Below are 25,293 nucleotides of genomic sequence, written 5' to 3'. Positions count from 1 at the left end.
AAAGGGAGAAAACAAGACGCCCAAAGTCTCGTGGAGCTGAGGGGATTCGAACCCCTGACCCTCACACTGCCAGTGTGATGCGCTACCAGACTGCGCCACAGCCCCAACTGCTGTTCATTTATATCAGACCGAGTGAACCTCGATATCAGACCGAGTGAACCTCGGCGTGCCGCCCCCCTGGCACCGTTACCGCCGCGCCTGGTGGGCTACTTCCGCAAGTGTACAGGCTCCGTGTCGGACTCCGTCGAAGCCCCCTGGCTTGGCAGGAGGGACTCGGACAGACCCGATCCGGCGCTGCCGACCTTACCGGTCAGCAGCGGGCCCACGTTGTGCTCGGCGAGCCGGTACCCGTCCTCGACGACGCGGAGGACCGACCAGCGGCAGTTCGCCAGCGGCCCGAAGCGCCACCACAGCTCCGGCGGCAGGCCGAGGATGTGGCCGATCAGCGAGCGGGCGGTGCCGCCGTGCAGCACGAACACGACGAGCCCGTCCGGCTCGGACGGCAGCCCTTCGGCGCGAACCTCGTCGAAGACCGCCCCGGCACGCCGGGCGACCTCAAGGTAGGTCTCCCCGCCGCCGCGGCGCACGTCCTCGCCGCAGCGCCAGGCGCGGTCCTCCGCGGGGAAGCGGACAGCCGCCTCATAGCCGGTCAGCCCGGACCACGACCCGAGATCGATCTCGCGCAGCCGCGCGTCGGTCCGCGACGGCAGGTCGAGGCCGGCCGCGGTGTCCCGGCAGCGTTGCAGATCGGACGAGACGACCAGTTCCGGACGCATCGCCCGGATGATCGGGGCCACCGCGGCGACCTGGGCCCGCCCCGTGGCGTCGAGGGGCGGGTCCGCGTGCCCCTGGAAGCGACCGACGTCGTTCCAGGTGGTTCGGCCGTGCCGCCAGAGCAGCAGCCTCACAAGGCGTTCGCCGAACCGCCACCGAGCGGGCCGGCCGAGGAGGGCGCCCCGGGGGCCGAGGTTGCGGCGCCGGCCACGGCCCCGACGGTCGCGTCGGTGAACGGGATCACCGGGCAGTCCTTCCACAGCCGTTCCAGGGAGTAGAAGACGCGTTCCTCGTCCCGCTGGACATGCACGACGACGTCGACGAAGTCGAGCAGGACCCAGTGGCCCTCCCGCTCTCCCTCGCGCCGGACGGGCTTGGCCCCGAGTGGGCGCAACTTCTCCTCGACCTCATCGACGATGCCCTTGACCTGCCGCTCATTGCCCGCGGAGGCGAGCACGAAACAGTCGGTGATTGCGAGCCGCTCGCTCACGTCGAGGATGAGCAGGTCGTGGCCGAGCTTGTCGGCCACGACCTGCGCTGCGGCGAGGGCAAGTTCGACGGCTCGCGGGGAAGCGGTCACGCTGAGGGTCTCCAGGGTGGTGACGTCCACGGGACGGCCGCCACCGGTCGGCCCGCGCACCGCCCGGGGTCGGGCGGCTAAGTCCAGCGTGACACATCCCCGCCCGGGCAGTGCACCCATCAGGTCGGCGACGGCCCGAAAACCGTGATAACAGCGCACCAGCCACGGTTCGGGATGGTCCGGCACCGGGTCAGGCCGGCGGCTGGTAGAGGTGCCGCTTGGCGATGTAGCGCACGACGCCGTCCGGCGTGAGGTACCAGATCGGGGCGCCGCGCCCGACCCGCTGCCGGATGTCGGAGGACGAGATCGCCAGTGCCGGCACCTCCAGCAGGCTCACCGAGTCCGCCGGCAGCGCGGCGTCCAGGGCAAGCTGGTAGCCGGGGCGGCTGACCCCGACGAAGTGCGCCAGCCCGAAGAGCTCACGATGGTCACGCCAGGTGAAGATCTGGGCGAGCGCGTCGGCGCCGGTGATGAAGAACAGCTCGTCGTCCGGCCGGGCTCCGCGCAGGTTGCGCAGAGTGTCGATGGTGTAGGTCGCCCCGCCCCGGTCGATCTCGACCCGACTGACGGTGAACTGCGGGTTCTCCGCGGTGGCGAGGAAGGTCATCAGGTAGCGATCCTCCGGGTCCGAGACCACGCGGTGGACCTTCTGCCAGGGCTGCCCACTCGGCACGAACACGACCTCGTCGAGGTCGAACAGGGCGGCCACCTCGCTGGCAGCGACGAGATGCCCGTTGTGGACGGGATCGAAGGTCCCACCCATCACACCGAGTCGCACGACGGGACAGTAACGCTGCAGGACCGGCACGCGCGCGCAGCCTGAGGCCGGACGGGAGATGTCCCACAAACCCGCCCACCGGCGGCCCACGACCAGCCGGCACCCCAGGGACGAATCAACCCCGCGGGGGACGACCCGACTAGGCTGACGGCAGGCCGCCGGGCCACCGGTGTTCCACCGCGAGGAGGCGCCGCTCATGCCGACCAGCCCGCGCGCGGGGCAGCCCGCCGCCCCCGAGGACCTCATCGACGTGGCCGCCCTGCTCGCGGCGTATCACGACGTCCATCCCGATCCCGCGGACCCCGCCCAGCGGGTGTCGTTCGGGACGTCCGGGCACCGCGGATCGGCGCTACGCGGCTCTTTCAACGCCGACCACATTCTCGCCACCACCCAGGCGATCTGCGACTACCGGGCGGCGGCGGGCGTCGACGGGCCGCTGTTCCTGGGGATCGACACCCATGCCCTGTCCGGCCCGGCGCTGGCCACCGCCCTGGAGGTGCTCGTCGCGAACGGCGTGCCGGTGCGCATCGCCCCGGACGGCGAGGCGACGCCGACCCCGGTGATCTCGCACGCCATCCTGGGGCACAACCGCCGCCTCGGCATCACCGCGGCAGGCGCCGCCGCCGGGCGTGGGCTCGCCGACGGGATCGTGGTGATGCCGTCGCACAACCCGCCGGCCGACGGTGGCTTCAAGTACAACCCGACCCACGGCGGACCGGCCGACACCGCCGCCACCAAGGTCATCCAGGATCGGGCGAACGCCCTGCTCGAAGCCGGTCTCGCCCGCGTCACCCGGGTGCCGTACGCGCAGGCCCGGGCGGCGGCGGTGGTGCACGACTACGTCGGCGCGTACGTCACCGATCTGGGCGACGTCGTCGACCTCGACGCGATCCGCGGGGCCGGCGTTCGCATCGGCGTCGATCCGCTCGGCAGCGCGAGCCTGGTCTACTGGCAGGCGCTCACGGAGCGGTACAAACTCGACCTCGAGGTCGTCAACACCGCCGTCGACCCAACGTTTGCGTTCATGACGACGGACTGGGACGGTAAGATCCGGATGGATCCGTCATCGCCCTACGCGATGGCCTCCCTGCTGCGCCTCGCCGGCTCCTTCGACGTGGCGCTCGCCAACGACGCCGACGCCGACCGGCACGGCATCGTCACCCCGGGCGCCGGGCTGCTGAACCCGAACCACTACCTGTCCGCAGCGATCGCCTACCTGTTCGGCCACCGTGCCGACTGGCCCGCGGGCGCGGCGATCGGCAAGACCCTGGTGAGCTCCAGCATGATCGACCGGGTCGGGGCGGGCATCGGCCGCGGCGTCGTCGAGGTGCCGGTCGGCTTCAAGTGGTTCGTCGACGGGCTCACCGACGGCACCCTCGGCTTCGGCGGAGAGGAGAGCGCGGGCGCGTCGTTCCTGCGCCGCGGCGGCGGGATGTGGACGACGGACAAGGACGGCCTCATCGCCTGCCTGCTCGCCGCGGAGATGACGGCGGTCACCGGCCGGGATCCCGGGGCGCTGTACGAGCAGCTGACCGAGCTGCACGGCGCGCCGGCGTACCGGCGCCCGCCACGCCGGCGCAGAAGAAGATCCTGGCGGCCCTCACGCCGGCGAGCCTGAGCGCGGACACGCTGGCCGGCGCCCCGGTGACCGCCGCGCTGTCGCATGCGCCCGGCAACGGCGCCGCGATCGGCGGGGTGAAAGTCGTCACCGACGACGCCTGGTTCGCGGCCCGCCCGTCCGGCACCGAGGACGTCTACAAGATCTACGCGGAGAGCTTCCGCGGCCCGCAGCACCTCGACGAGGTGATCACACAGGCCCAGGCGATCGTGGACGCCGCCCTCACCCGCGGCTGACCGGGACCCGCTCCCGGCCAAGTGCGGGAGCGGGTCAGGCGGGCAGCAGGCGCTCGATGAAGTCCTGGAGCTGGTCGATGTTGCGGCATTCCACCATTTCGTCGACCAGTTCGGCGTAGACGTCGGTCGCCGAGTCGCCGGAACCCCAGTAGGTGCGCGGCTCCGGGTTGAGCCAGTAGGAGTGCCGGGCCTGTGCGCACAGCCGCCGGAACACCGCCGCGGACGTCGACCGGTAGTTGTTCCGTGCGTCGCCGAGGATGAGCAGCGACGTCTTCGGCCCCACCGCCTCCGGGTACTTTTCGGCGAAGACCTCGATGGCGTGGCCGTAGTCGCTGTGCCCGTCGAAGAAGACCAGGTCGGCCTCGGCGGAGATCCGCGCCATCATGTCGCCGAGGTCGAGGCCGCGCAGGTAGCGGGTCACCTCGTCGGTGGTGTCGATGAAGGCGAACGCGCGGACCTTGGAGAACTGCTCGCGCAGCGCGTGCGTCAGCATCAGGGTGAAGTGCGCGAACGATGCCACCGAGCCGGAGACGTCGCACAGCACGACGAGCTCGGGTTTGTGCGGCTTGTGCGGGCGGTGCTTGGTGTCCACCGGCACGCCGCCGGTGGCCAGGGCCGCGCGGACCGTGCGCCGAAAGTCCAGCCGGCCGGTGCGGCCGAGGCGGCGCCGCGCGGTCAGCCGGGTCGCGAGGCGCCGCGCGAGCGGCTGGACCTGGCGGCGCAGCTCGACGAGGTCACGCTGGGAGGCGCGCAGGAACTCGACCTGGTCGCTGAGCGGCTTGACCGCGCTGCGCTCGACCGCCTCGATGCCGCGTTCCTCGGCCATCCGGCGCCGCACCTCCGCGCCGACCAGCTCCTCGAAATCGCGGATCCGATCAGTGATCGTCTGCCGGGCGGCCCGCTCGGCGAGGCCGCCGCGCTCGGAGTCGCCCAGCAACGCCGAGAGCAGGTCGGCGATGAGCGTCTCCGCGGACATCGCGCGCAGCACCCGGTACAGAAACCAGGAGCGGCCGGCGCTGCCCTGCGACGAACCGAACGCGTTGACCGCCTGTCGGGCGAGCTGGCGCAGCGCCTCGTCGTCGCCGTCACGCAACGCGTCGAGCAGCTCGTCGCGCAGCGCCTGCCGCAGCGCCGTCAGCTCCTCCGGCGTCAGGTCGCCGGGTTCCAGCTCACCGTCACCGGCGGCCGTCGGGTCGCCGAGGAGATCGTCCAGCGAGACGCCGTTGCCGATGCGCGGCGGGAAGTACAGATCGAACAACGTGTCGAAGGCGGGCCGGTACACCGGCCGCTTACACAGGGTCGCGGCGAACGAAGCTCGCACGGCGTCGCGGTCGGCCCAGCCCAGGGCCCCGACGGCGCGGGCTGCATCCACCGTCTCGGCGCTGCTGACCGGGACGCCGGCCCGGCGCAGGGCGGCGGTGAACTCGACGGTGCGGTCCAGCAGGTTCATGCCGGCGCCCCCCTTAGTTCGCGGTGAGCTTGAGGTGGCTGATGGCGCGGGCCTGGTCGCTGGCGTGCTTGAGCACCACGTCGAGGGTGGAGGCGACGGCCGCATCGTCGAAGGTGTCGAACCCGAGCGCGAGCACCGTGTGCGCCCAGTCGATCGTCTCGGCGATGGACGGCGCCTTCTTCAGCTCCATCGCACGCAGCGCACGCACGATCCGGACCAGCGACTCGGCGTGCTTCTCCGGCAGGTCCGGCACCCGGGAGAGCACGATCTCCTTCTCCCGCTCCGCCGAGGGATAGTCCAGGTTGAGGTACAGGCAGCGCCGCTTGAGCGCCTCGGAGAGCTCCCGGGTCGCGTTCGAGGTGAGGATGACGAACGGGCGCTGGGTCGCGCTGATCGTCCCGAGCTCGGGAATCGTCACCTGGAAGTCCGACAGCACCTCCAGCAGCAGGCCCTCCACCTCTACGTCGGTCTTGTCGGTCTCGTCGATGAGCAGGACCGTCGGCTCCTCGCGACGGATCGCCGTCAGCAACGGCCGGGACAGCAGGAACTCTTCGCTGAAGATGTCGTCGTGGGCCTGCTGCCAGCCCTGCGCGCCGGCATCGCCGGAACCTGCCTGGATACGCAGCAACTGCTTCTTGTAGTTCCATTCGTACAGCGCGCGGGCCTCGTCGAGACCCTCGTAGCACTGCAGGCGGATCAGCTCGGCGCCGACGGCGGTGGCCAGGGCCTTGGCAAGCTCGGTCTTCCCGACGCCGGCCGGGCCCTCCACGAGCAGCGGCTTACGCAGCCGGTCGGCGAGGAAGACCGTGGTGGCGATCGCCTCGTCCGCGAGGTACCCGGTCCCGCGGAGGCGTTCCCGCACGTCCGCGACGTCGGCGAAAGCGTGTTCCTGAAGCGACATGGCCACCTTCCGTCCCCGTGTCAAGCATCGCCACGTCCATAGTGCCAGGATGAAGCCGCAGACGAGCGGTTACGACCCGTCTGCGGCTCTGGTCCGGGCCTGGGTGGGCGAAGCCGTGGTGCGCACTGGGATCCCGCGGCGCCGGCCACCGTCGGCATCGGTGCAGGTCAGCTCACGAGATGGCCGTCGCCGACGCCGACCCACGTGGTCGAGGTCAGCTCGGGCAGGCCCATCGGCCCCCGGGCGTGCAGTTTCTGGGTGGAGATGCCGATCTCGGCACCCATCCCGAACCGCTCGCCGTCGGTGAACCGGGTCGAGGCGTTCACCATCACCGCCGCCGAGTCGCACGTCGTGATGAAGCGTCGGGATGCGCGCAGCGAGCGGGTGACGATCGCCTCGGTGTGCCCGCTGCCCCAGCGGCGGATGTGCGCCACCGCGTCGTCGAGCGAGTCGACGACCCGGACGGCCATGTCCAGCGACAGGTACTCGGCCGCCCAGTCGTCGTCGGTGGCGGGCACGGCATGCTGGTCCACCGCGCACACGGCCTCGTCGCCGTGCACGGCGACGCCCGCGTCGTGCAGCGCGGCCAGGACCCGCGGCAGGAACCGCTGCGCCACGGCGCGGTGCACCAGCAGCGTCTCCGCCGAGTTGCAGACCGAGACCCGGTGGGTCTTGGCGTTGACGGTGATCGCGAGCGCCTGGTCGAGATCCGCGTCGACGTCGACGTAGACGTGGCAGTTGCCGACCCCGGTCTCGATGACCGGCACGGTCGACTCCTCCACCACCGCCCGGATGAGCCCGGCCCCGCCGCGGGGGATGAGCACGTCGACGAGGCCCCGCAGCCGCATCAGATGCTTGACGGAGTCGTGATCGAGGCCGGGGACGAGCTGGACCGCGTCGGCCGGCAGGCCGCCCGCCGCGGCGACGTCGCGCAGGACCTCCACCAGGGCGGTGTTGGACCGGACCGCCGACGCGCTGCCGCGCAGCAGCACCGCGTTGCCGCTTTTGAGGCACAGCCCCGCGGCGTCCACGGTGACGTTCGGCCGCGCCTCGTAGATGATCCCCACGACGCCGAGCGGGACGCGGACCTGACGCAGCTCCATGCCGTTGGGCAGCAGCCGCCCGCGCACGACCTCGCCGACCGGGTCGTCCAGCACGGCGACCTGCCGCAGCCCGTCGGCCATGCCCGACAGGCGGGCCGGGGTGAGGGTGAGCCGGTCGACCATCGCGGCGGGAGTTCCCGCCGCCTGCGCGGCCGCGACGTCCTCGGCGTTGGCCGCGAGGATCTCCGCGGACCGGGCGAGAAGCGCCTCGGCCATCGCGAGCAGCACGCGGTCCTTCTCGCCGCGGCTAACCGGGGCCAGCAGGGCCGCCGCCGCCTTCGCGCGCACTGCTACGTCTCGGACAGCCTCCGCAGAGGTGATCATTTCGGGATCCTCCGTAAGTGTGGGCGCCGCGGCGCAACCCACCCTGCTGAGGCTACCGGCGCCGGGCGGCACCCGCGTCCGGTCCGTGCGGACCGGGTACGGATCGGACGCGGACCGGGGGACGAATCAGGCGTTCTGGCTGCACAACGGCACCTTTCACGACCACGGCGGACCCCCGTGCCAATCGGGCGCGGGTGCCTGCCTACCGTGCTCGCATGCTCGCTCTGCACACCTCCGACTGGCATCTCGGCCGTGGCCTGCACGGCCATGACCTGCTGGCGGCCCAGGCCGCGTTCGTCGACCACCTCGTCGAGGTCGTCCGGGCGGAGTCCGTCGACGTGGTCCTCGTCAGTGGCGACGTGCACGACCGCGCCATCCCGCCGGTGCGCGCGCTGGAACTGTTCGACGAGGCGCTGTCGCGGCTGCGGGACGCGGGCACCCGGGTCGTGGCCATCAGCGGCAACCACGACGCCGCCCGCCGCCTCGGCGACAAGTCCGGCCTGCTCGACCCGCGGATCCGGATCAGGACGGACCCGGCCGCGGTGGGCGTCCCCGTCGTCGTCGAGGACGCCGACGGCCCCGTGCGGATCTACGCGATCCCCTATCTGGAGCCGGCGACCGCGAACGCCCTGCTGCCCGGCCCAGACCTGGCCGGCGCGGACCCGGCCGGCGCGGCGTCGTTCTCGCAGGCGGCGACGATGCGCCGGGCGATGCGCGCCATGCGGGCCGACCTCGACGGCCACCCGGGCGCCCGCAGCGTCGTCCTCGCGCATGCCTGGGTCACCGGCGGTGCGGGCAGCGACAGCGAACGCGACATCTCCGTCAGTGGGGTCGGCAACGTGCCGTCGAGCCTGTTCGACGGCATCACATACACCGCGCTCGGTCATCTGCACCGCCCGCAGGCGATCACGCCCGCCGTGCGTTACAGCGGCTCGCCGATGGCCTTCTCCTTCTCGGAGGCCGCCGACCGCAAGACCTCCCTGCTGGTGGACATCGGCCGCGACGGGATCAGGGCGGTCCGCGGCGTGGCGGTGCCCGCCGAGCGGCGGATGGCGGTGCTGCGCGGCACCCTGAACGAGCTGCTGACCGCCGCGAGATTCGCCGCCCACGAAGGGGACTTCGTCTCGGCGGTGCTGACCGATCCGGTCCGGCCGGGCGACGCGATGGCGACGCTGCAGCGGCGGTTCCCCCACGCCCTGCGCCTCGCCCACGAACCACCCGCCGGCGCGGGCGACGACCGCAGCTTCGGCGAACGGACCCGCGGCCGGACCGACCTGGAGATCGCCACGGCGTTCGTGGCCCACGTGCGCGACGATCCGTCGCCGCGGGAACGGGCGCTGCTCACCGACGCGCTCGACGCGGCCCGGATCGCCGAGGAGGCGGCCTGATGCGCCCTCACCGGCTGCGCCTGGAAGCGTTCGGGGCCTTCCCCGACCGCGTTGACGTCGACTTCGACCGGGTCGGCAGCGGGGGTCTGCTCCTGCTCTGCGGCGAGACCGGCGCCGGCAAGACCACGCTGCTCGACGCGATCGGGTTCGCCCTGTTCGGCAAGGTGCCCGGGATGCGCGGCAAGGTCACCGGCGATCCGGACCTGCGTTCTCACCATGCCGCCGCGTCGGCCCGGCCAGAGGCGAGCCTGGAGTTCTCGGTCTCGGCCGAACGCTTCCGGATCACCCGCAGCCCGGCGTGGGACCGATCGAAGCGGGCCGGCGGAACCACCCGGGCCCACCCCACCGCCCGGCTGGACCGCCACACCGCCGAGGGGTGGGACACCATCGCCAGCCGGCCGCAGGACGTCGGGCATGAGATCGGCCTGATGCTGGGAATGACGCACGACCAGTTCTTCCAGGTCATCCTGCTGCCGCAGGGCCGGTTCGCCGACTTCCTCCAGGCCGGGCACGACGACCGGGAGAGGCTGCTCAAGACGCTGTTCGGCGTCGGCCGCTTCGAATTCACCGAGCAGTGGCTGCGCGACCGGGCCAAGAGCGGCCACGACGAGCTGGGGGTCGCCACGGCCGAGCTCGGTCGGGTGGCCGCACGCATCGCCCAAGTCGCCGGGGCGGCTGAGCCCGCCGATCCGACCGACGATCCCGCCTGGGCTACCGACCTCGCCCGTCAGGCGGACGCGGCGGCGGCGGTCGCCGAGGCGGTCCAGCGGACTGCCGACCAGGCCCGCACCGCCGCCGACGCCGCACTCGCCGGTGCCCGCGACCTCGTCCGCCGCATCGAGCGGCGCCGGACGCTCACAGCGCGCCGCAACGAGTTGGCCGAACGCCGCGCCGCCGTCGATCAGCTCGCCGCCGAGGCCGATGCGGCTCGACGGGCCGCAGTCGTCACCCCCGCGCTGACCGAGCTGCGCCGACGCACCGTAGCCGCCGAGCAGACCCGCGCAGCGGCGGATGCCGCCCGGCAGCGCCTGGCCGCACACCCCGCCGGCCTGCTTTCCACGGACCCGCACTCCCCCGGCCAGCTCACCGCCCACCATGGCGACCGCCCGAGCGGGCCCCCCGACGTCGACGAGCTCCTCGGACTCGTCCGACTCGCCCACGTCGAAGTCGGCCGGCTCGAAGGACTGGCGCGGACCCGGGCGGAGGCCGAGGACGACGACCGGGCCGCTCGGCAGGCCGAGCGCGACGCAGAGGAGCATCGGCGCGACGCCGAGGCGCTCGCCCACCGGCTCGACGACGAGCTGCCGGCAGTCCGGGCGGCGGCCGAATCCCGGGTGGCCGCTGCGCGCCGGGCCGGTGCCACCCTGCCGGCCCTGACCGAACGGGCCCGGTGGACCCGGGAACTCGCCGGCGCGGTCGCTGACCAGCATCGCGCCCGCCGGGACGCCGACGTCGCCCGCGACCGCGCCGCCGTCGCCCGGTCTCAGGCCGAGGACCTGCGCCGACAGCGCTTCGACGCGATCACCGCGGAGCTCGCCGCCGCACTCGTCGACGACACCCCGTGTCCGGTGTGCGGCGCGTTCGAGCACCCCGATCCGGCGGAGGGCCGCGCCGATCACGTGAGCAAGGAGGAGGAGACCACCGCCGAGCAGGAGGCGGATCGAATCGCCGCTGAGGCGGCGGTGGCGCTGCGCGCCGCCGACCGGTGGGAGACGCAGGTCCGCACGCTGCATGCCGAGCTGGCCCGCGAACCGTCCGCCCCCGTGGACCCGCCCGCCGAGGAGGCGCTGGCGCAGGTGCGGCGCTTCGATCTCGCCGAGCTGCTCGACGACCGGGCACCCGCGTCGGCGGGCCGGCTCGCCGAGCTCGCCGCCGAGGTGGACGACCAGGTGACCGCCTACACCGACGCCGCCGTGGACCTGGCCCCCGCCGAAGCCGCCCAACTCGCCGTGTACGAGGAGGACAAGGACGTCGCCGCCCGCCTGGCGGCGTCACGGTCCAGCGAGCAGGCGGGGCGGCTGCGGGCGGCGCAGCTGCACCAGCTGGCCGCTACGCGGCTCGCCGCGGTACCCGCCGACCTGCACGACGCCGAGGCGCTCACGGCACGCCTGGACGCGGTGACGGCACTCGCCGACGACCAGCAGGCCACCCACGACGCGGAGCTGGCGGCCGAACGCGCCCGCGCCGAACACGTCCAGGCCGGCCTCACCGCCCTCGATCTCGTCCGCCAGGCCGAGTTCTCCGACCTGGACGATGCAGCCGCCGCCGTCCGCGACACGGACTGGCTACGGACCGCCGAGCGCGAGGTGCAGGCGCACCGGGACGAGACGGCCGCGGTGGCCGCAGCCCTCTCCGACGACAATCTCGCCGTCGATCCGGCCCTCGCCGAGCACTTCATCGATCACCCGGCTGACCACCTAGCCGAGCACGAGGCGGCCGCCGGGGCAGCCCGACAGGCGCACGAGGCAACCGTCGCGGCGCTCGCGCAGGCGCGCGGGCGGGCAGCCGAACTCACCGCTCTGCACACCACCTTCACCGCGGACCTCGCCGCGTTGGATCCTCTGCGCGCCGAGGCCGACGAGCTGCATCAGCTGGCCGAGCTCGCTGCGGGCCGCGGCGGCAACACCGAGGGAATGCCGCTGTCGAGCTTCGTGCTCGCGGCTCGGTTGGAGGAGGTAGCGATCGCGGCGAGCCGTCGGTTCGCCGCGATGAGCGGCGGGCGGTTCACCCTCGTCCACGACACCGGGGAGCGGCGCGACCGGCGACGGCGGGCGGGGCTGGGACTGCTCGTCGAGGACGCGTGGACGGGCCGCCGACGCAACACCGGGACGCTGTCCGGCGGCGAGACCTTCCAGGCTGCGCTGTCGCTGGCCCTCGGGCTCGCCGACGTCGTGACCGCCGAGGCCGGCGGGCGGCGGATGGATGCGCTGTTCATCGACGAGGGCTTCGGGACACTGGATCCCGACAGCCTGGACGAGGTGATGGGTGTCCTCGACGAGCTTCGCTCCGGCGGGCGGCTCGTCGGAGTCGTCAGCCACGTCGCCGACCTGCGCCAACGCATCCCGAACCAGATCCGGGTCAGCAAAGGCACGAACGGCAGCAGCGTCGAGACCACCCCCTGACCCGGCACCTCGGCACCGAACCCAAGTCCGATGCCGAGGGGGACGGCCGGTCAGGACCGGTCCCCGGCCGGAACCCCGTACGGCGCACCGCCCACCGGACGCACGCCGCGCGCCGCCGCCGCCCCGCGTCCTGCCACCGGCGAGGCTGTGCCAGTGCGCGGTTGCGACGCGCCGTACAGACTGCGGCCGTGCGGACTGCGGTGCGTTCTGCACGGCCAGCGGGCGGTCAGCGGGTCGGCAGCAGCAGGACGAGGTCGTCCCGGTGCACGATCTCCCGCTCGTAGGAGGGGCCGAGTTCGGCGGCGAGTTCGGCGGTGGACCGTCCCAGCATCGCCGGCAGCTCCGCCGCGTCGAACGCCACCAGTCCCCTGGCCACCGGGCGACCGTCGGGATCGACGAGATCCACCGGGTCGCCCGCGGCGAAGTCGCCCTCGACGCCGGTGACCCCGGCGGGCAGCAACGACGCCCGCCGCCGCACGACCGCCGCGACGGCGCCGTCGTCCAGGCGTAGCTGCCCCTCCGGCGCGGTGGCATGGGCCAGCCACAGCAGCCGGGAGGCCCGGCGCGGTCCGGTGGGATGGAACACCGTCCCGACCTCCTCGCCGCGCAGCACGGGCGCCGCGTTCGCCGCCGAGGTGATGATCGCGCTGACCCCGCCGGACGCGGCCATGCGGGCAGCCTCGATCTTGGTCGCCATGCCGCCGACGCCGACGCCGGCGGTGCCCGTCCCCCGGGCGGTGAGCCCGGCGAGATCCGCGTCCGAGCGGACCTCCCGCAGCAGGTTCGCCGGCCCGTGGCGGGGATTGGCGTCGTAGAGACCGTCCACGTCCGACAGCAGCACCAGCAGGTCCGCGGACACCAGGTGGGCGACGATCGCGGCGAGGCGGTCGTTGTCACCGAAACGGATCTCCTGGGTCGCCACCGCGTCGTTCTCGTTGACGATCGGAACGACGCCGAGTTCGAGGAGCCGGTCGAGCGCGGTACGCGCGTTGCGGTAGTGGGTGCGGCGGATGACGTCGGTGGCGGTGAGCAGCACCTGGCCGACGCGGAAGCCCGCCCGGCCGAACGCCGCGGCGTAGCTGTGCACCAGGGAACTCTGCCCGACGCTGGCCGCGGCCTGCTGGGTGGCGAGGTCACGCGGCCGGCGGGCCAGCCCGAGCGGGGCGAGACCGGCGGCGATCGCCCCGGAGGAGACGAGCACGAGCTGCCCGGCCCTGGGCAGCAGCGCGGAAACGAGGCTGTCCAGTCGGGCGACGTCGAGACCGCCCGCAGCCGTCGTCAGCGACGACGACCCGACCTTGACGACGACACGCTGCGCATCGGCGACGAACGCCCGCATGTGGCGCCCCTACGCGTCCGTGTCGACGGCGCCGCCGGTGCGGGCGTCGGCGCCCGCGGCGTCGGAGTCCGCCAGGCGGGACCGCCGCGCCCGGGCCATTCGCTCGGCCCGGGTGAGCCGGACGGAACCGCTCAGCCGGTCGTCGCTGCCGCGCGGGCCGAGGGAGACCGGGGCCGGGCCCGCTGCGACGGCCCGGGTGCCGGCAGCCGGTTCGTCGGCACCGAGACGATCCTCGGTGGCGTCGCCGACGCCCGGCCCGCCGACGCCCAGCGTCGGCTCCCAGTCGAAGGTGACGTCGCCGATCGTGACCTCGACGCCCGCGGTCGCGCCGAGCCGGGCGAGTTCCTTCTCCACTCCGAGCCGGGCGAGCCGGTCGGCGAGGAACCCGATGGCCTCGTCGTTGGTGAAGTCGGTCTGGCGCACCCACCGCAGCGGCTTCGCCCCGGAGATGAGGAAACCCTCGCCGAGGGTCGTCACGGTGAAGTCCGGTTCGTTCACCGCCCGGGGACGCAGGACGATGCGGGTCGCGGACGGGCTCGGCGCCGCCGCCCGCAGCGCCGCGACCCGCTCCGCCAACGCCAGCGACAGCGCGTGTACCCCCCGCCGGGTGGCGCTGCTGACCGCGAACACGTCGAGCCCGCGAGCCCGCAGATCAGCGGTGACCAGGTCGGCGAGGTCGGCGGCGTCGGGCACGTCGATCTTGTTGAGGACGACGAGCCGGGGTCGGTCGGACAGGTCGGCGGAGTACGCCGCGAGCTCGGCCTCGATGACGTCGAGATCAGTCAGCGGATCGCGTCCCGGTTCGAGCGTGGCGCAGTCCAGCACGTGCACGATCACCGAGCAGCGCTCGATGTGCCGGAGGAACTCCAGGCCCAGGCCGCGCCCCTCGCTGGCGCCCGGGATGAGGCCGGGGACGTCCGCCACCGTGTACGGCGGGTGATCTCCCGCCTGGGCCACCCCGAGGTTGGGCACGAGGGTCGTGAACGGGTACTCGGCGATCTTGGGCTTGGCGGCGCTCAGCACCGACACCAGGGACGACTTCCCCGCGCTCGGGAACCCGACGAGCGCGACGTCGGCCACCGTCTTGAGTTCGAGGACGGCGTCGAGCTGCTCGCCGGGCTCACCGAGCTCGGCGAATCCGGGGGCCTTGCGACGGGCGGAGGCCAGCGACGCGTTCCCCCGGCCACCGCGGCCGCCCCGGGCGAGCACGAACGCGCTGCCCGCTCCGACCAGGTCGATGATCTGCTCTCCGACGCCGTTGAGGACGACCGTGCCGTCGGGCACCGGGAGGATGAGGTCCTCGCCGTCGGCTCCGTACCGGTTCGACCCCTGGCCGGGGCGGCCCCGCGAGGCCCGCTGATGCGGATGGAAGTGGAAGTCGAGCAGGGTGGTCACGCTCGGGTCCACCACGAGGCGAACATCGCCGCCGCGGCCGCCGTCACCACCGTCCGGACCGCCCAGCGGCTTGAACTTCTCCCGGTGGATGGAGGCGCAGCCGTGGCCGCCGTCCCCAGCCGCCGCGTGCAACACCACCCGGTCGACAAAGGTCGGCATCGCTGCGTCCTCTCACCCTGCTTCGTGTCCTACAGTCTGCCGACCGTCGTCGGCCAGCAGCCGCTACCTCTATCGTGCGCCGGGTCCGCGACGCGGCGCCTCCTGCACAGCAACGCCGCAGCACATGCCAAAGCCGCGCGCACCGAACCCCGAGGCGGGATGATGCACGCGGCTATGTGCTTGGCATCGGGGACAGCGAACGCCGTGTCGGGCGGACCAGGTCTGGCACACCCGATCGGCATCGCCGCCCGGTCGAGTCAGGCGGCGGGCGCCGCCACCAGCTCGACCACGTTCACGACGCGGCGACCACGCCGGTGGCCGAACTGCACGTGACCGGCCGACAGCGCGAACAGCGTGTCGTCCTTGCCCCGCCCGACCAGCTCACCCGGGTGGAAGTGGGTGCCGCGCTGGCGAACGATGATCTCGCCGGCCTTGACCAACTGGCCGCCGAAACGCTTCACGCCCAGCCGCTGAGCGTTGGAGTCCCGACCGTTGCGCGAGGAACTCGCGCCCTTCTTATGCGCCATCTCGCTCAGGCCTTCCCGGTCTCGATGCCGGTCACCTTGAGACGCGTCAGCTTCTGGCGGTGGCCCTGACGCTTGTGGTAGCCGGTCTTGTTCTTGAACTTGTGAATCCGGATCTTCGGGCCCTTGACGACGCCGACCACCTCGGCGGTCACCTCGACGGACGCGAGCGCGCCGGCTTCGTGGGTGACCGACTCGCCGTCGACGAGCAGGAGGGCCGGAAGGTTCACGGCCACGCCCGGCTCTCCGGGAAGGAGTTCGACGTCGACGACATCGCCGACGACGACCCTGTGCTGCTTGCCGCCGCTGGCAACGACCGCGTACACCAGATCTCCCTGCTGTTGTTGAACCGCTGTGACCGCGCGGAACCCAGGTTCCCCGCGGAGCTTTGAGTGCGCCCCCCCGCCACCATCGGCCGCAGAGCAGCCGTCCGGCGGCTCTTCCGGTGGGCCGGGCCCGGTCCGGATGAACGCGCGGACTTCACCTTACAGGTCATCGCCGTGGGGGTGACGATCGGGAGCCGCACCGCCCTGTTCCCCGTGCACGGGCCATATTCCCGGATGACCCGGACGGGCCATGGTGAAGCACGCCGGGGAAGGGGAAACATGGAACGTCCGCAAGGCGCAGTTCCACGATAGATCGTGAGGCTTCGACTCCGGAGGCTATGCCGCATCGGAGGCGATGGGGCGCATTCGAAGGCGACAGCGCGCGTTCGGGGGCTATGGAGCGCATTCGGGGGTGGTGAGGATGGTCTGGCAGCTACTCGTCTGGACCGCAGGCGCCGGGACAGCTACGGCTCTTGCCGTGGTCTGCCGCCCGGCGGCCGAGGCGGCCCGCCGGCACGGTTCGGTTCCCGGCACGGTCCCGGCCGCGGCCGGTGCGCTGGCAGCGCTGGTGGTGGTCGGTCTCGCCCTCACGGCGTTCGCCGGCGTGCCGCCCTGGGCGGGTGCCTGCTGGCTGTTGGGAACCGCCTTGGCGGCAGGCTGGATCGCGCTGCGGCGCCGGGATCCGGCGGCCTGGGGAGTGCCGGCGCAGCCGGCGGGTGAGGACCCGGAGCCGGACGACTCGCCGCGCCAGCGGATGAGTCCGGACCTCGCCGATCAGGATGATCTCGTCCAGTCGCTGACAATCGCTTCGTACGCGCTGCAGATGGGCGACGCGGGGCGCGCCCACCAGGCTGTCGAGGTCGCGCTGTCCCGCTCGCGGGCCACCCTGGATCTGCTGATGCGGGAGAACCCCGGCCGCGGATTCGTCCGCCCCGGGCCGGCAACGCCCCAGAGCCCGGCAGGTCCGACCGCCGCCGTCTGAGGCTGGTACGCCCCCGGCGCCGGCCGGTCGCCCCGCCCGCCCGGAAGGATCCGAGGGGAAGGGCGACCAGCAGGGTTCAGTCGTTCAGTCGTTCGTCAGGTGGCGGTGAACTCGGCCGACGGCGGCACGGACTCCAACGAATCGGCCGGCTTGGAAACCGGACGGGACGCCCGGCGCCGGCGGCTCCGGACGGGCTTGCTGGCGGTCGCGCCGCTGTCAACGGTGGCGAGGCTGTCGGGGTCGTCGGAGTTCGCGTAGACGGGCGGTGTCGTGGCCCCGCCTCCGGCCGTCGACGCGAGGGTCACCGTCGCGTCGCCGCCGGCGTCCGCCGCCGCGGGGACGTGGCCGTTGCTGTTCACCGCCACGATCGGCCCGGAAGCGGCGTCCACCACCACGACCGCGGATTCCGACGGCGAGTCCGGCGCGCCGCCGGCATCGCCTGCCGTCGGGCCGGTGCCGTCGTTGTCCGTTGAGGCCGGCGGGACGATGCCGGCCTCCGTCACCGTGGCGCCGGCCAGCTCGATGGCCGCGGCGGGAGCGCCGGCCGAGGCGGAAGCGACGAGTGAGGGTCCGCCGGCGGCGCGGGTGGCGGCGCCGCGCGAGCGCCGACCCGACCCGCCGGACCCGGACCCGACCGCAGCCGGTTCGGCCTGGCCGGCACCGGACCCACCGGAGACGGCCGAGGCGGCCGAGGCGGCCCCCGAGTGGGCGTGGCCGCCGCTGCCGTTGAGGTGGATGAGCACGCCGCGGCCGTTGCAGTGCACGCACGGCTCGCTGTACGCCTCCAGCAGGCCCTGACCCACCCGCTTACGGGTCATCTGGACCAGGCCGAGGCTCGTCACCTCCGCGACCTGATGCCGCGTGCGGTCACGACCGAGGCACTCGGTGAGCCGGCGTAGGACCAGCTCCCGGTTGCTCTCCAGGACCATGTCGATGAAGTCGATGACGATGATCCCGCCGATGTCCCGCAGCCGCAGCTGGCGGACGATCTCTTCGGCGGCCTCCAGGTTGTTCTTGGTGACGGTCTCCTCGAGGTTGCCGCCCTTGCCGGTGAACTTGCCGGTGTTGACGTCGATGACCGTCATCGCCTCGGTGCGGTCGATGACCAGCGATCCGCCTGAGGGCAGCCAGACCTTGCGGTCGAGCGCCTTGGCGAGCTGCTCGTCCACCCGGTAGTCGACGAAGACGTCGCCGGTTCCCGTGTAGCGGCGGATGCGCGGGCGAAGGTCGGGGGCGACGGCGTCGATGTACTCCTCGATCGTCGCGGCCTCGCCGGAGCCCTGGACGACCAGCTCGGTGAAGTCCTCGTTGAAGATGTCGCGGATCACCCTCACGACGAGGTCCGGCTCGCCGTAGAGCAGGGACGGCGCCGACGCCTTCTTGGCGCGGCGCTGGATGTCCTCCCACTGCGCCGCGAGCCGCTCGACGTCACGCTCGAGCTCGGCCTCGCAGGCGCCCTCGGCGGCGGTGCGCACGATGACGCCACCGTCCTCGGGCGTGATCTTCTTCAGGATGCTCTTGAGTCGCGCGCGCTCGGTGTCGGGCAGCTTGCGGCTGATGCCGGCGTTCTGACCGTCCGGCACATACACGAGGTACCGGCCCGGCAGGCTGATCTGGCTGGTGAGCCGGGCGCCCTTGTGCCCGATCGGGTCCTTGGAGACCTGGACCAGGACCGACTGCCCCGACTTGAGCACCTGTTCGATCTTGCGGGGGCGGCCGTCGAGCCCGGAGGCGTCGTAGTTGACCTCGCCGGCGTACAGGACGGCGTTGCGTCCCTTGCCGATGTCGACGAACGCCGCCTCCATGCTGGCCAGCACGTTCTGCACCCGGCCGAGGTAGACGTTGCCCGCGTACGACGCGGAGCTCGCGCGGGTGACGAAGTGCTCGACGAGCACGCCGTCCTCGAGGACGGCGATCTGGGTGCGGTCACCTGCGTGGCGCACGATCATGCGACGCTCGACCGCCTCGCGGCGGGCGAGGAACTCGGCCTCGGTGACGATCGGTGGGCGGCGCCGGCCGCTGTCCCGGCCCTCACGTCGCCGCTGGCGCTTGGCCTCCAGCCGGGTCGAGCCGCTCAGGCCCCGGACCAGATCGTCGTCGCGGCGGACCTCACGCACGTGCACGACGGTGTTCGGCGGGTCGTCGACCACCCCCGGCTCGTCGCCGCCGGAACGCCGACGCCGACGCCGACGCCGACGCGAACCGCCCGCGCGATCGTCCTCGTCCTCGTCCTCGTCCTCGTCGTCGTCGTCGCCGGCGTCGGCGTCGGCGTCGGCGCGGTCCGCCGCCTCACCGCCGTCCACCGCGGCCGGCTCCGCCGCGCCGCTGCGCCCGGGACGATCGGTGGCGTCCGCGACCACGCGCGGGCCTTCGTCGGTCTCGGTGCCGTCCTCGTCTCCGCGGGCCCGGCCACGGCCGCGGCGGCCACGACGGCGGCGGCGGGTGGAACCCGACCCGCCACCCTGGTCGTCCTCGTCGAACTCCCCGTCCTCGTCGACGGCGGCGAGTTCCTCGGCTGCGATATCGATATCGATATCGGTGTCTATGTCGGTGTCGGTGACCTCGTCGGCGGCCGCCGGCTCCGGCGCCTGGAAGGTCACCATCGCCACCGGGCGGCGGGCCGCCGGGCGGGATACGGGCTCGGCGGCCGGTTCGTCGCCGATGCCGGCCCAGGTCGGGGCGGTGGCCCGCCGGGTCCTCGTCCGGGAGCGGGTGCCGGCCGGTGCCGATTCGGCGGCGGGCGGTACGACCTGGGCCTGCTCATCTTCGATGGTCGCGGAGCCGAGTGGGGCGCTCGCAGCGACCGGCTCGTCGACGAAGGCCGGGTCCGCAAAGACAGCCGGGTCGGCAACAGCAGACGGCTCAGCATCGGCCTGCGACTCGATACCGGCCCGCGGCTCAGCGACCGCGGACGGCCCGGCGACGGGAGTCGAGGGAGCCTCGCCGGCTGATCCCTCGCTTCCCTGTGCCGGACCGGCGGGAGCGTCTGCTGCCGGCGCGGAGCCGGACGCGGGCTCGACGGGCGCGGCCTTGGCGGCCGTCGCGCGACGCCTCGTGGTCCGGGTACGGGTGGCGCGAGGCTGGGTGGCCTCGCCGCCGCCGACCTCGACGGGCGCGGCGGAGGTCGGCGCCGGTTCGACGACGGACGGCTCGCCGGCCGGCAACTCGCCGACCGGGGGTACGGCTGGTGGCGTCACAGGGCCGGAGGTGGCCCGGCGCGAACGGGTCCGCTTGGGCTTCGGCGTGTCCTCGACGGGCGGCGCCGCCGCGGCCTCGCCGGCCGGCGCCGTTGTGGCGGACGGGGACTCGGTGGTGGCGCCCGCGGCGACGAGCGGGGTAGCGACGGTGGCGGACAACCCTGCCGCTGCCGTGTCGGCGCCGATCAAGGGCTCAACAGAGGCCGGGACCTCCGCCGCGGCGACGTCACGGACGGCGCGACGGCTGCGGGTCGCCCGGGTGCGCCGGGCCGGCGCCGGGGACTCGGCGCCCCCGGCCGCGCCGTCACCGCTGGTCGCAGCGGGATCGGTGGTCGCAGCGGATGCCTCGGCGGCCTCGGCGGCTCCGGCGGCGGCCGGATCGGCCGCCTCCGCTACCTGCGGCGCGGCCGGATCGGCCGTGGCCGCACCGGCCGCCTTCGCCCTGGTCGCGCGGGTGCGCGGGGTGGGGCTGGTCCTCGTCCGCCGCCGGGTGGTTGCCGGCGGCTCGGCTGCCAGGGCGGCACCGTTGCCGGAGACGGACGCGGGCGCCGAGGAATCGGCGGTGTCGCTGGTCACGCTCGGGGCGGCGGTTGCCACGGCGCCGTCGGGAGTGGACCCGTCCGGGTGCTCGGGGGGCGGCCCGGCGGCCCGCCCTGCGGCCCTGCGCCGACGGGGCGCAGGGCGGGTGGCTTCGGATTCGGTCTGGGTGGTCAGGTCATCGTCGGGCACGGGTTAAGAAGCCTCTCGGGCTCCCGGGCGCGCTGCCTGGTGCAGTCGCGGCCGCGCAGAAGCCAATGTCTCGGTCCGGCTCAGTTGCTGCCGGGGAAGCCTGCGACGCCCTGCATCACGCTGATGATCGACCTGCTAGCCGGCCAGCGTCGTTGCGGTCCGGCGCTAGCGGGTCCGCCAGCGTCCCATCATCGCGCAGTCGGCCCTGCTCCAGCCGGGTTGGCTCGGGCGGCACCGACGGGCGCAGACCGGCTACCACGCCAAGGGCGGTCAGCACGTCGTCTGGTCGCACAGCGGGCGTCGTGTGCCGCACGACCAGCTCCAGTATCGCACACGTGTCGTTCCCTGCACGACAAACGGCCAAGACAATGGCGGCACGCACATCGAACCGGCGCCGACCGTCCTTGGTCGCCCGCTCGACCTCGACGACCTCGTGCCGCAACAGCTCGGTCACCGCGCCGCGCAACTCGGGCTCCGCGACCCCCGGTAGCCGCACGACCCACCGGGAGGCATCGATCCGCTCCGCGAGCCCCGTCCCCTCGGCTACCACGGCGCCCACCACGTCCAGCCCGGGCGGCAACGCCGCGTCCAGGTCGGCCTGCAGCTGCGCCGGCTCCACCTCGACGGCCAGCGCCAGCTCCACGTACTCGGCCTCACTGGCGGCCCCGGTGGGCGCGGCGCCCACCCAGGAGATCCGGGGGTGCGGGCTGAAGCCCGCCGAGTACGCCATCGGCACCGCCGCCCGGCGCAGCCCCCGCTCGAACGTGCGAGCGACGTCCCGATGTGACAGGAATCTCAGCCGTCCCCGCTTCGCGAAGCGCAGCCGGACCCGTTGGACGACCGGCGGGGGCGGCGGCCCCTCAGGCCGGCGTGCCACTGCTCACCGCCGCCGGGCGGAGCCGGGAACCGGCTGCCGGCCTATCCTCGACGCCGCCGGGTGCGGCCTCGATGTCGACGCCGTCAACGCCATCGACGGACACCCCAGCGGCGGCGACCACCGGCGTACCCGCCGACACGCTCACCACCGGCAACAACGACCGGCCGGTCGGGCCGATCTGCGTATCGGTCCCCATCGTCGGGCAGACGCCACAGTCGTAGCAGGGGGTCCAGCGGCAGTCGTCGAGCTCGGTGCCGCGCAACGCCTCCTGCCAGTCGGCCCACAGCCAGTCCCGGTCGAGGCCCGCGTCGAGATGGTCCCAGGCCAGCACCTCGCGCTCGTCGCGCTCGCGGGTCGTGAACCAGTCGAGACCGACCCCGAGCGGTTCGAGCTCGGCGGCGCACGCCGACTCCCAGCGCTCGAACGAGAAGTGCTCGCTCCAGCCGTCGAAGCGGCCGCCTTCGCACCAGACCCGCTCGATCACGGCGCCGACGCGGCGGTCACCGCGGGCCAGCAGGCCCTCGATGATGCCGGGACGGCCATCGTGGTAGCGGAACCCGACGGCGTGAGCGATCTCCTTGTCGGCTCGTACGGTGTCGCGCAGCAGCTTCAGCCGCGCGTCGGTCACCTCGTGCGACGCCTGACCCACCCACTGGAACGGGGTGTGCGGCTTCGGGACGAAGCCGCCGATCGACACCGTGCAGCGAATGTCGCGGTGGCCACTGGCGCGACGGCCGGCCCGGATCACCTCCCGGGCGAGGTCGGCGATCTCCAGCACGTCCTGGTCGGTCTCGGTCGGCAACCCGCACATGAAGTAGAGCTTCACCTGGCGCCAGCCGTGGGCGTAGGCGGTGCTGACGGTACGCACCAGGTCCTCGGCGCTGACCATCTTGTTGATGACCTTGCGCAGCCGCTCGGAGCCGCCCTCCGGGGCGAACGTCAACCCGCTGCGCCGGCCGTTGCGGGAGAACTCGTTCGCGAGGGTGACGTTGAACGCGTCCACCCGCGTCGAAGGCAGGCTCAGCGAGATCTTCTCGTTCTCGTACCGGTCGGCGAGGCCGGTCGCGATCTCGCCGATCTCGGTGTGGTCGGCGCTGGACAGCGACAACAGGCCGACCTCGGAGAAGCCGGTGGCCCGCAGACCCGTCTCGATCATCGCGCCGACGGTCTCGATATTCCGCTCCCGCACCGGCCTGGTGATCATCCCGGCCTGGCAGAACCGGCAGCCCCGGGTGCAGCCGCGGAAGATCTCCACGCTCAGGCGTTCGTGCACCGTCTCGGCCAGCGGGACCAGCGGGGCCTTCGGATACGGCCAGGCGTCAAGATCGGACAGCGTGTGCTTGCTCGGCCGGGTCGGGACGTCGTCGCGGTTGACGGTGACCGCCTGGATGCGGCCGTCGGGCCGGTAGGTGACGTCGTAGAACGCCGGCACGTAGACCAGCCGGCGGCGGGCAAGCCGGGCCAGCAGCTCGGTGCGCCCACCGGGGGCGCCGGCCGCCTTCCACCCGCGGATCACGTCGGTGATGCCGAGGACGGCCTGCTCGCCATCACCGAGCACCACGGCGTCGACGAACCCGGCGATGGGCTCCGGGTTGAACGCCGCGTGCCCACCCGCGACAACCAGCGGGTCGGCCTCGCCACGGCGCTCGGCCTGCAGGGGGATCCCGGCGAGGTCGAGCGCGGTGAGCAGGTTGGTGTAGCCGAGCTCGGTGGAGAAGCTGACGCCGAGCACGTCGAAATCCCGGACCGCCCGGTGCCCGTCCACCGTGAACTGCGCCACGCCGTGCTCGCGCAGCAGCGCCTCCAGGTCGGGCCACACCGAGTAGGTCCGCTCGGCGAGCACGTCCGGCTGCTCGTTGAGGATCTCGTAGAGGATCTGCAGCCCCTGGTTGGGCAGGCCGACCTCGTAGGCGTCCGGATACATCAGCGCCCAGCGCACCACGGCGGCGTCCCAGGGTTTGACGATGGAGTTCCCCTCGCCGCCGACATACTGCACGGGCCTTCGCACCCGCGGGAGCAGCGGCTCCAGGCGAGCGAACAGCGACTGTCCGGACATGCAGGCGAGCCTACGGCACGGCGACACCCCACCACGCCGCCCGCGCGATCGCCGGACCTCCCCCCAGCCCGGCGGCTACGAAGCGTAGGGGTCGGAACGCGCGCGTAGGCGGACGTTCTGCAGCAGGCCGACGCCGATCATGTTGGCGAACATCGACGAGCCGCCGTAGGACAGGAACGGCAGCGGCAGGCCGGTGACCGGCATGATCCCCAGGCACATCCCGATGTTGACGAACGACTGGAAGGTGAACCAACAGACCACCCCAGTGGCGATGAGCGCACCGAAGGAGTCCTGGGAGCCGAAGCCGATCGACAGCGCCCGCCACAGCACCACGCCGAGCAACACGATGATCCCACCGGCGCCGAGATACCCCAGCTCCTCACCGGCCACGCTGAACACGAAGTCGGTCTGCTGCTCGGGGACGAACTGCCCCTGGGTCTGCTGGCCGTGCAGCAGACCGCGGCCGGTCACGCCGCCGTTGGCGATCGCGATCATGGCCTGGGCGACGTTGTAACCGGTGCCGGAGGAGGCCTTGTTCTCGGAGACGAACGAGGTGAGCCGGGCCTCCTGGTACAGCTGGAGCAGGTGGAACTGCAGGATCGCGCCGCCGAAGAGCACCCCGCACAGGATCAGCCCCAGCACCCAGCGCCGCGGCGCCCCGCTGACCGCCAGCATGCCGAGGGTGGTGAAGACCAGCACCATCACCGTGCCGAAGTCCGGCTGGAGCATGATCAGTGCGATCGGGACGACGGTCAACCCGAGGACGAGCAGCACGTCGCCGTGACCGGGGGCGCTGCGCCGGATCCCGGTGTGGCGGTCCTCGTGTTTCTCCCCGAGGATCATCGCGGCGCCGACGACCAGCGCCACCTTGGCGAATTCCGACGGCTGGAGCTGAAAGCCGGCCGGCAGCACGATCCACGAGTGCGCACCGTTGATCGTCGACCCGAACAGCAGCACCGCGACGAGCCCGACGAGCGAGCCGAGATAGACGAACGGCGCGTAGGCGCGCAGCACCCGGTAGTCGACGAGGGTCGCGACCGCGCCGAGCACCAGCCCGATGGCGAGGTTCAGCAGATGCCGCTTGAGGAACGTCTGCGGATCACTGCCGGCCTCGCCGAAACGCTGGCGGGTCGCCGACCACACCAGCAGCGCGCCCACGACGGACAGGCCGATGACGCACAGCTGCAGCGTCCAGTCGAGCCGTCGGAGCGGCGAATGGCGCCCCGAGGCGCGGTCCCGCAGCTGCCCGATCCGCCCCCGCACGGGTACCGGGGACGACCGCAGCGCGGTCGGTCCCGCCTCCTGGGTCACAACGCCTCCTCCCAAAGATCGCCCGGTCGTCCACGCGCGCCCGGGACCACACCCGCGCCGGGTGGTCCGGCGGAGCAGGTCACGGGCGCGCGAGGCCCGCGGGCGGCGCTCGGCTCGGCGCCGA

At 73.0% G+C, this 25,293-nt stretch carries 17 protein-coding genes, 1 tRNA gene and 1 pseudogene; 4 read left to right on the top strand and 15 right to left on the bottom strand.

Features of this window, described 5'->3' with window-relative positions:
• Nucleotides 1-31 precede the first annotated feature (31 nt).
• From G6R25_RS08105 to nadD, 4 genes are all read right to left on the bottom strand, one after another.
• Nucleotides 32-105 (bottom strand) — tRNA-Ala (locus tag G6R25_RS08105).
• A 101-nt stretch (nt 106-206) separates the two neighbouring features.
• On the bottom strand, nt 207-908 hold the full coding sequence (locus tag G6R25_RS08100) for a histidine phosphatase family protein (protein WP_163552475.1): 702 nt from the start codon (nt 906-908) through the stop codon (nt 207-209).
• Complete coding sequence (gene rsfS, locus G6R25_RS08095; RefSeq protein ID WP_163552476.1) at nt 905-1,354, bottom strand: ribosome silencing factor; 450 nt, start codon at nt 1,352-1,354, stop codon at nt 905-907. Before rsfS ends, G6R25_RS08100 begins: the two co-directional genes overlap by 4 nt.
• Nucleotides 1,355-1,544: 190 nt before the next feature.
• Entirely contained in the window at nt 1,545-2,132 is a 588-nt protein-coding gene (gene nadD, locus G6R25_RS08090; protein WP_163552474.1) for a nicotinate-nucleotide adenylyltransferase, read from the bottom strand.
• A 196-nt stretch (nt 2,133-2,328) separates the two neighbouring features.
• On the opposite strand from nadD, the pseudogene pgm reads away from it, so the two are divergent.
• A pseudogene (pgm, locus tag G6R25_RS08085) lies at nt 2,329-3,986 on the top strand (phosphoglucomutase (alpha-D-glucose-1,6-bisphosphate-dependent)).
• A gap of 34 nt (nt 3,987-4,020) precedes the next feature.
• Here the strand turns inward: pgm and G6R25_RS08080 are convergent.
• The 3 genes from G6R25_RS08080 to G6R25_RS08070 form a co-directional block, all read right to left on the bottom strand.
• Nucleotides 4,021-5,436, bottom strand: coding sequence for a vWA domain-containing protein (locus G6R25_RS08080; RefSeq protein ID WP_163552473.1), 1,416 nt, complete (start codon nt 5,434-5,436; stop codon nt 4,021-4,023).
• Nucleotides 5,437-5,449: 13 nt separating this feature from the next.
• On the bottom strand, nt 5,450-6,337 hold the full coding sequence (locus G6R25_RS08075) for an AAA family ATPase (protein WP_163552472.1): 888 nt from the start codon (nt 6,335-6,337) through the stop codon (nt 5,450-5,452).
• A 167-nt stretch (nt 6,338-6,504) separates the two neighbouring features.
• The gene (locus G6R25_RS08070; protein WP_136448941.1) at nt 6,505-7,764 is read right to left on the bottom strand and encodes a glutamate-5-semialdehyde dehydrogenase; all 1,260 of its coding nucleotides are present in this window, start codon (nt 7,762-7,764) and stop codon (nt 6,505-6,507) included.
• Nucleotides 7,765-7,979: 215 nt separating this feature from the next.
• Between G6R25_RS08070 and G6R25_RS08065 the strand changes: the two genes are divergently transcribed.
• On the top strand, nt 7,980-9,152 hold the full coding sequence (locus G6R25_RS08065) for an exonuclease SbcCD subunit D (RefSeq protein WP_163552471.1): 1,173 nt from the start codon (nt 7,980-7,982) through the stop codon (nt 9,150-9,152).
• Entirely contained in the window at nt 9,152-12,274 is a 3,123-nt protein-coding gene (locus G6R25_RS08060; protein WP_163552470.1) for an AAA family ATPase, read from the top strand. The genes G6R25_RS08065 and G6R25_RS08060 overlap by 1 nt, the downstream gene beginning before the upstream one ends.
• Nucleotides 12,275-12,500: 226 nt before the next feature.
• Here G6R25_RS08060 and proB read toward each other — a convergent pair whose 3' ends face one another.
• The 4 genes from proB to rplU all read right to left on the bottom strand — a co-directional run bounded on the left by proB (nt 12,501) and on the right by rplU (nt 16,017).
• Entirely contained in the window at nt 12,501-13,613 is a 1,113-nt protein-coding gene (gene proB / locus G6R25_RS08055; RefSeq protein ID WP_163552469.1) for a glutamate 5-kinase, read from the bottom strand.
• Nucleotides 13,614-13,622: 9 nt separating this feature from the next.
• On the bottom strand, nt 13,623-15,167 hold the full coding sequence (gene obgE, locus G6R25_RS08050; protein ID WP_163552468.1) for a GTPase ObgE: 1,545 nt from the start codon (nt 15,165-15,167) through the stop codon (nt 13,623-13,625).
• Nucleotides 15,168-15,424: 257 nt separating this feature from the next.
• Nucleotides 15,425-15,694 (bottom strand): 50S ribosomal protein L27, encoded by a 270-nt coding sequence (rpmA, locus tag G6R25_RS08045; protein WP_136446670.1) that lies wholly within the window; start codon nt 15,692-15,694, stop codon nt 15,425-15,427.
• A 5-nt stretch (nt 15,695-15,699) separates the two neighbouring features.
• On the bottom strand, nt 15,700-16,017 hold the full coding sequence (rplU, locus tag G6R25_RS08040) for a 50S ribosomal protein L21 (protein WP_163552467.1): 318 nt from the start codon (nt 16,015-16,017) through the stop codon (nt 15,700-15,702).
• Nucleotides 16,018-16,438: 421 nt separating this feature from the next.
• On the opposite strand from rplU, the gene G6R25_RS08035 reads away from it, so the two are divergent.
• The gene (locus G6R25_RS08035) at nt 16,439-16,999 is read left to right on the top strand and encodes an MFS transporter (protein WP_163552466.1); all 561 of its coding nucleotides are present in this window, start codon (nt 16,439-16,441) and stop codon (nt 16,997-16,999) included.
• A 95-nt stretch (nt 17,000-17,094) separates the two neighbouring features.
• On the opposite strand, the gene G6R25_RS08030 is transcribed toward G6R25_RS08035, so the two are convergent.
• From G6R25_RS08030 to rodA, 4 genes are all read right to left on the bottom strand, one after another.
• Entirely contained in the window at nt 17,095-20,925 is a 3,831-nt protein-coding gene (locus G6R25_RS08030) for a ribonuclease E/G (protein WP_163552465.1), read from the bottom strand.
• A 115-nt stretch (nt 20,926-21,040) separates the two neighbouring features.
• Nucleotides 21,041-21,802, bottom strand: a complete 762-nt coding sequence (locus tag G6R25_RS08025) for a TIGR03936 family radical SAM-associated protein (RefSeq protein ID WP_136446666.1) — start codon at nt 21,800-21,802, stop codon at nt 21,041-21,043.
• On the bottom strand, nt 21,786-23,858 hold the full coding sequence (locus G6R25_RS08020; protein ID WP_235947781.1) for a TIGR03960 family B12-binding radical SAM protein: 2,073 nt from the start codon (nt 23,856-23,858) through the stop codon (nt 21,786-21,788). Before G6R25_RS08020 ends, G6R25_RS08025 begins: the two co-directional genes overlap by 17 nt.
• A gap of 75 nt (nt 23,859-23,933) precedes the next feature.
• Complete coding sequence (gene rodA, locus G6R25_RS08015) at nt 23,934-25,169, bottom strand: rod shape-determining protein RodA (RefSeq protein ID WP_163552464.1); 1,236 nt, start codon at nt 25,167-25,169, stop codon at nt 23,934-23,936.
• Between the last annotated feature and the right edge of the window lie 124 nt (nt 25,170-25,293).

It is taken from the genome of Candidatus Frankia alpina (genome assembly GCF_902806485.1).
GTDB lineage: Bacteria > Actinomycetota > Actinomycetes > Frankiales > Frankiaceae > Frankia > Frankia alpina.
Note: the sequence above shows the minus strand (reverse complement) of the source record. Positions and strands in the feature narration are given on the sequence as shown.